This window comes from Aquipseudomonas alcaligenes NBRC 14159 (assembly GCF_000467105.1).
GTDB classification, from domain to species: domain Bacteria; phylum Pseudomonadota; class Gammaproteobacteria; order Pseudomonadales; family Pseudomonadaceae; genus Aquipseudomonas; species Aquipseudomonas alcaligenes.
Genome location: NZ_BATI01000097.1, coordinates 1 through 1,665, shown reverse-complemented (window position 1 = coordinate 1,665; position 1,665 = coordinate 1). Strand labels below are relative to the sequence as shown.

At 57.0% G+C, this 1,665-nt stretch carries 1 pseudogene; it reads right to left on the bottom strand.

Annotated elements, in window-relative coordinates:
- Positions 1-37: 37 nt before the first annotated feature.
- Positions 38-1,596 (bottom strand): annotated as a pseudogene (locus PA6_RS22185) (IS3 family transposase).
- Positions 1,597-1,665: the final 69 nt, after the last annotated feature.

Sequence of the window (1,665 nt, the reverse complement as noted above, 5' to 3'; positions counted from 1 at the left end):
CGGTAACTGTCAAGGTATCTGTCGCCCTGTTTGATTTTTATGCAGCTATTTTCTCTACCTCCCTAACTACTCGGCGCTCTGGGTTTAGCGATACTAATGTCACAGGATGCCAGTTGCGGGTGTCACCACTCCAGCGCTCAGGATGCGCAGCTCTGGCTGCAAGGTTGAGCGCATGTCTCTTGGCTAATATGGCTTTGTCTTCTCCTGTGTGGCGCTGCATCGGCGTCACGAAGCGGATAGCACTGTGGCGGTGCTCATAGTTGTACCACTGGACGAAGCCGTGCACCCAACGCTGGGCAGCTGATAGGTCAGCGAAGCCACTGACGGGGTAGTTCGGCACATACTTGCAGGTGCGGAACAGAGCCTCGGAGAAGGCGTTATCGTTGCTCACACGCGGTCGACTGAACGAAGGCTGGATCTGCAGATCTCTCAGCTTCTCAAGCAAGGTGACGCCTTTGAAGGGGCTGCCGTTATCAGCGTGCAGCACCAGAGGCTGGCCTACCATGTTTTCGGCCAGCACGGCTCGTTCAATGACACGGCGTGAGTTAGCTGCAGACTCCCCCAGAAAGGCTTCCCAGCCCACGACTTTACGGCTGAAGATGTCGAGGATCATCACCAGATAGTAGTAGGTACCCTTGGCTGGCCCAGGAAGCCAGGTGCAGTCCCAGGACCATACCTGGTTGGGGGCGATTGCTGTATGTGTAGTCGGCGCTGGCTGTGATTTGCGGGCTTTGGCGCGTCCCCGGTGTGCCAGCTGGCCATGTTTACGCAGTACTCGATAAAAGCTCGATACGGAGGCAATGTAACGCTGCTCTTCATCCATCAGCCGAATAACAATCTGATCCGGCGGTAAAGCAGCAAACTCGTCACGTTGGCATTGCCTCAAGATCTCAGCCTCTTCTTCTGGGGTCAGCGCATTAGCAGGGGCTGGGCGTTCGGCTACAGGGCGTTTATCGCCTGTTAGCTTTCCCGCCTGCATCCAGCGTTGGTGAGTCCGGATAGAAATCCCGACGACTTCACAGGCAGCCGTCAAGGTGGCGCCCTCGTTGCAGGCGACAGCAATCAGCTCTACGGCACGTTGGCGATCCTCGATGCTGATCATGACTCCTCGTCCCCCCAGATCGCCCGTGCTTTTTTTGACAGCGTCAGCAGTGCTGCTGTCTCCGCGAGTGCTGTGTTCTTGCGATGTAGCTCTCGTTCCAGCTCTTTGATCCGCTTGCGCTGCTGCTTGGCTTCATCCGCTTCTCGACGGCGGTCCTCATAGGACAGGCTGGCGGCTTGTTCGCAGTCATGACGCCAGCGTTGCAGCTGCTCGGGATACAGTCCCCGTTGACGACAATAGGCAGCAACGTCTTCGGTGTTCATCGCTGCGGTCTCAACCACCGCTGCAAACTTGTCTCGGGACGACCAGCCGGACGTACCCTGGTCACTTGCATCGGGCAAGCAGCGTCCCTCAGCACGAGCTTCTTTGCGCCACTTGTAAACAGTGGCTGGCGAGATACCCTCCTGCCGGGCGACCTCTTCTACGCTTTGGTTATAAGGCGGTAACAGCTTGGCCACAGCGGCCTGACGTCGCTCATCGGAATAGCGAGGCATACAGATCTCCAAACGCCCCTGAATGTTTAAGAGAGTGTAACAAGGGACGCGACATCAATCCTGACAGAG